At 46.7% G+C, this 5,046-nt stretch carries 6 protein-coding genes; all 6 read left to right on the top strand.

Annotated features, from left to right (window positions below; translation table 11 throughout):
• Positions 1-289, top strand: a 289-nt coding sequence (locus AC1U9U_RS15465) for a type II 3-dehydroquinate dehydratase (protein ID WP_479961448.1), incomplete at its 5' end; no start/stop codon positions are given.
• Positions 290-471: 182 nt separating this feature from the next.
• Entirely contained in the window at positions 472-1,029 is a 558-nt protein-coding gene (gene efp / locus AC1U9U_RS15460) for an elongation factor P (protein ID WP_479961447.1), read from the top strand.
• 242 nt (positions 1,030-1,271) lie between these two features.
• Positions 1,272-2,930, top strand: coding sequence for a ribonuclease J (locus tag AC1U9U_RS15455; RefSeq protein ID WP_479961446.1), 1,659 nt, complete (start codon positions 1,272-1,274; stop codon positions 2,928-2,930).
• Positions 2,931-3,270: 340 nt separating this feature from the next.
• Positions 3,271-4,218, top strand: a complete 948-nt coding sequence (gene spoIIIAA, locus AC1U9U_RS15450; protein ID WP_479961449.1) for a stage III sporulation protein AA — start codon at positions 3,271-3,273, stop codon at positions 4,216-4,218.
• A gap of 13 nt (positions 4,219-4,231) precedes the next feature.
• Positions 4,232-4,741, top strand: a complete 510-nt coding sequence (locus AC1U9U_RS15445; RefSeq protein WP_479961445.1) for a stage III sporulation protein AB — start codon at positions 4,232-4,234, stop codon at positions 4,739-4,741.
• Positions 4,742-4,760: 19 nt separating this feature from the next.
• Entirely contained in the window at positions 4,761-4,958 is a 198-nt protein-coding gene (spoIIIAC, locus tag AC1U9U_RS15440) for a stage III sporulation protein AC (RefSeq protein ID WP_014794732.1), read from the top strand.
• The last annotated feature ends 88 nt before the right edge of the window (positions 4,959-5,046 follow it).

The following is a 5,046-nucleotide window of genomic DNA, read 5'->3' as shown; positions in this document are numbered from 1 at the left end:
GCAAACAAACTTTGAAGGTGAACTGATTCAGTGGATACATAGCATGGGGACGGAAGATTTTTTGATCATTAATCCCGCAGCTTGGACTCATTACAGCTATGCTATTCGTGATGCTATCAGCAGTGTTCAAGTGCCGACCGTTGAAGTTCATTTATCCAATATTCATGCTCGGGAGGAATTCCGCAAAACCTCTGTGATTGCCCCGGTATGTCGCGGGCAAATCTCCGGTCTAGGAAAAAAAAGCTATATTTTAGCCATGAGTTATGCACTTGAGGTCTTGACACAATAGGCTTTGGTGGTTCATTATATAGAAGGCTTACTCGCTAATTATGCAAACCTAGGTATCCACCGCCTAATATTGATAAGGTTACTCAAACTTATTTACTAGTTAAAGTTTTTGTCTAATCGAAGTAAATTTGTTTCGAGTGGGACAAGCTAATTAATAAATGAATTAATTTTAGGAGGATAATTATGATTTCATCCAATGAGTTTAAAACCGGTGTTACAATTGAAGTGGATAATGACGTGTATACAATTATCGAGTTCCAGCATGTTAAACCTGGTAAAGGTGCAGCTTTCGTTAGAACTAAGTTAAAGAATGTCAAGACCGGTGGCGTAATTGAGCGGAAGTTTAATGCCGGTGAAAAAGTACCCAAAGCTCATGTAGAGCGCCGTGAGATGCAATATCTCTATAAAGACGGGGATCTCTTTGCGGTAATGGATAATGAAACCTATGAGCAAACCACCCTCAATGAAGCTCAAATCGGCGACGGGGTAAAATATTTAAAAGAAAACATGAATTTGGGTGTGCTTTTCTTCAATGGTACCGTAATCGGCGTTGATCTACCCAATACAGTCGTTCTTACGGTAGCTCACACTGAGCCGGGTGTGCGGGGAGATACCGCAACCGGCGGTTCCAAACCGGCTACTTTGGAAACCGGTGCTATTGTTCAAGTTCCATTCTTTGTAAACGAGGGCGAACAGCTCATCATTGATACCCGCACCGGCAACTATGTCCAACGGGCATAAAGGAAACTTACTTTAGATGGAGTTTTGACTCCATCTGAAGTTTAGTTGACTTTCCCACTCCGTGGACGAGTCAGCTAAAGCTTGCAAAGCAAGCTAGCTTCCTATGTCCGGGGCTTAGCGCCACTTATCACACTTAAGAAGCAAAAGATTTAGTGGCGGTTAGCAATGGGCAATTCGCATCATAATACCTCCTTATGGGAAACCTTTGCTTAGAAAGGTTTATCAGAGGAGGTTTTTTATTTATGAAGCTAAGCGTGATTCCCTTAGGAGGCACCGGTGAGATTGGCAAAAATCTTTTGGTTTTCGAATATGGTGACTCGATTATCGTCATTGACGGTGGGGTCAAGTTTCCTGATGATGAACAATTAGGGATTGATCTTGTCATCCCCGACATCACTTATCTGGAAAAACGTAAAGATAAAATCCATGGTATTTTCATTACTCACGGGCATGAAGATCATATCGGCGGACTGCCTTTTATCCTGCCAAAATTAAATGTTCCCGTCTATGGGACAAAGCTGACGATGGGATTAGTCCGTGCCAAGCTCAGGGACAGGGGAGGATATCCGGAGAATTTACTTAGAGTTATTAATCCCGGCGAACCGGTACAAGCGGGAGATCTGCAGGTAGAAGCCTTCCGGGTGACCCATAGTATACCCGATGCGGTGGGCTACGGTATCTTAACGCCGGCAGGAAGGGTTATTTACACCGGGGACTTCAAGGTGGATTATACCCCTATTGATGGACAAGATATTGATTTAGGAAAACTGGCAGCCTGGGGTCGAGAAGGTGTACTTGCCCTAATCTGCGATTCCACTAATGCTGAACGAAGCGGAACCACCATCTCGGAAAGAGTTGTAGGCAAGACTTTGATGGACGCTTTTTCCAAGGCGGAGGGCAAGATTATCATGGCGACCTTCGCCTCCAATGTCCATCGGATTCAGCAGGCTATAGAAGCGGCTGCTATTCTCAAGCGAAAAGTCTGTGTGGTTGGGAGGAGTATGGAGGAGGTAGTTGCTACCGCACGGGAATTAGGGTATTTATACCTTCCGGATCCGGATATGCTGATTGAGACAAGTGCGGTAAATGAGATTTCTCCTTCACGATTACTAGTTTTAACCACCGGCAGTCAGGGAGAACCCTTAGCAGCCTTAACGCGGATGGCTACGGGAAGTCATCGGATGGTGAATGTTTCCGCCGGTGATACGGTAGTTATTTCTGCAACTCCGGTACCGGGGAATGAGAAGTTAATCGGGAGAACCATCAATCACCTTTTCCAAATCGGTGCTGATGTAATAACAAAGGATATGGGACTGGTCCATGTCTCAGGTCACGCCAACCAGGAGGAGATAAAATTAATCATCCGTTTAACCAGTCCCAAATTCTTAATTCCCCATCATGGGGAGGTTAGGCATCAGGCTGCTTTTCGCAAAATCGCTAATCTGATGGGCTATGATGACCAAAAGATTGCCGTAACTCAGATCGGTACCAGGGTTCTCCTCGATAGAGATAAAATGGAGCTGGCGGAGCGTGTGGAGTCCGGAAGTGTCTTCGTCGATGGGTTAGGAATCGGGGATGTGGGTCAGATTGTCTTAAGGGACCGTCAACAGCTCTCCCAAGATGGGGTGATGGTAGTCGTGGCGGCCCTGAGCAAAGGATCGCCAACCACTTTAGTTTCCGGACCGGATATTATTTCCCGGGGCTTTACCTTTATGAAAGAGGCCGAAGAGTTAGTAGAAGGCGCAAAAAAGGTGGTAGCCGCCAGCATCGAAGCACAGATCAGTAAAGAACGCTGGGAATGGGGAGTTCTGCGGGGTGCTATTTATGAATCCTTAAGTCAATACCTTTGGGATAGAACCCGGAGAAGGCCCATGATTTTACCCGTTCTTTTGCAGTTATAGGGGAACTTGGCAGTTATAGAGATTCGCTTTGCCTATAGAAGGTAAACCGAATCTCTTTTTGTTTTTGTTTATCGGGTCATGATACTTCGCCGCCGCCCGGTAAAGGAAAGGCAGATGTAGTTTTGCGAAGGATCTTTTTTGATCATAAGCATGTCTAAAACTTGATTTTCGGACATACCTTTTATCAAAGGGGGATGATGCTGTGTCGCTTCGTTATACTTTACATCCCGAAAATAGGCCAAAGACAGTAGCGGAAAAAGAACCGGGAAAAGTTCCGGAAAAGGCAGCAGCTAGGCAAGGAGCGGTTGAGGTGCCTTTACAGGGGCCCCAAGCAGACCTTATGCACTGGTTTGGTGAACAGCTTGTGCAAATTTTTTTACGAATTAGAGATATTTCCTTTACGGATATCGAGGAAATTCGCCTGCGCATCGGCAAGCCCTTACTGCTTTTAGGAAGTCATAAGGAGTTTTTTATTGATAATCAAGGAAGGGTTGTGGCCCCTGAGCTAGGGTATCCGATCCAAAGGGAGGATATCTTTCAGACCCTGGAACGAATGACCCAGAGTTCACTTTACGCGGCGGAAGAGGAAATGAAGCAGGGCTTTATCACTTTGCCGGGGGGCCATCGGGTAGGCATTACCGGTGAAGCTATCTTAAAAAACGGAGAATTGCAAACTTTAAAACATATATCGGCGCTCAATATCCGACTTGCCAAGGCCATAGAGGGAAGGGCCGAACTGATTTTACCGAAACTTTTACGCAAAGACGGCTCCCTCTATCATACTTTAATAATTTCCCCTCCCCGAGCCGGCAAAACCACTTTATTAAGGGACTTGATCCGAAGGCTAAGCGATGGTAGTTCTAATCCCAATATCCGGGGACAGACGGTTGGGGTAGTGGATGAGCGACGGGAACTGGCCGGTATGTGGCAGGGAGTACCCGCCTATAACCTAGGGTGGCGCACTGATGTTTTGGATGGTTGTCCTAAGCGGATGGGAATTAGTATGTTGGTCCGTTCCATGTCTCCTCAGGTGATCGCCGTAGATGAGTTAGGTCATCCCGAAGATGCGGAGGCCGTCCTGGATGCCCTGCGCACCGGGGTCAAGATTCTGAGCACCGCTCATGCTTCAGATCTTGAGGAAGCATTACGAAGGCCTACCTTAAGACCATTGTTCGAATTCGGGGTCTTTGAGCGGGTAGTGGTAATAAGCCGCCGCCGGGGCCCCGGAACCATAGAAAAAATTATCTCGTTAAATGAAGTGCAAGGTATTGCCCATGTAGGTAAATAAGGGGGGATCGGAAGTGATTTGGGCTGGAGCGGTTTTAATGATTCTGGGCTGCGGCGGTTTGGGGCTCTACTGGGCAGCAAGAATTCGCAAGCGACCGGTGGAGTTAAGGGAGTGCTTAACGGCCCTGACCCTGCTTGATACGGAGATTTTTTGGGGCAGCACCCCCCTACCGGAGGCCTTTTCCATATTAAGTGAAAGAACTGAGGGGGCCTGGTCAGGCTTTTTTGCCGAGCTAGCCGAGCGTCTGCAAAAGGGTGAAGGGGCACATTATGCATGGAATACCACCATCTCCAACCAAATGAAGAACTTTTGTTTAAAGAATGAGGATTGGCAGGTGATCAAAGATATCGGTAAAGGCCTGGGACGCTCTGATCGACAGGAACAGCATAAGCAAATCGAACTGGTGAAACAGCAAGTCGCCCTTATTAAGGAACATGCAACCCAATGGTCTGAGAAGCAAGCCAAGATGTGGTCGTATCTTGGATTCTTGGGGGGAATCGCCGGAGTTCTTTTCTTAATTTAGCAGTAATGAGGTGGGGAGTATGGATTTTTACATGGTGATGAAAATTGCCGGAATCGGGCTTCTTGTGGGAGTTCTCGTTATGGTCCTTGAGCAGGCCAATCGTAAAGATATCGCTCAATTAACCGTTTTGGCAGGGGTGGTTGTGGTGCTTTATATTGTCGTTCAGGCTGTGGCCGACCTCTTTAACCTTGTGCGCAGCGTATTTCAGATCTATTAGGGAGGTCTGGATGTGGAAATATGGCAGATTGTAGGGATCGCCTTAGTAGTCTCCATTATGGGGCTTATTCTAAAACAGTTTCGCAAAG

The sequence above is a fragment of the Desulfitobacterium sp. genome (genome assembly GCF_982384815.1).
Note: the sequence above shows the minus strand (reverse complement) of the source record. Positions and strands in the feature narration are given on the sequence as shown.

Bases quoted from the DNA above. Each gene is read 5' to 3' on its own strand.
- spoIIIAA (WP_479961449.1), top strand. From the start codon at position 3,271: ATGCACTGGTTTGGTGAACAGCTTGTGCAAATTTTTTTACGAATTAGA.
- efp (WP_479961447.1), top strand. From the start codon at position 472: ATGATTTCATCCAATGAGTTTAAAACCGGTGTTACAATTGAAGTGGAT.
- AC1U9U_RS15455 (WP_479961446.1), top strand. From the start codon at position 1,272: ATGAAGCTAAGCGTGATTCCCTTAGGAGGCACCGGTGAGATTGGCAAA.
- spoIIIAC (WP_014794732.1), top strand. From the start codon at position 4,761: ATGGATTTTTACATGGTGATGAAAATTGCCGGAATCGGGCTTCTTGTG.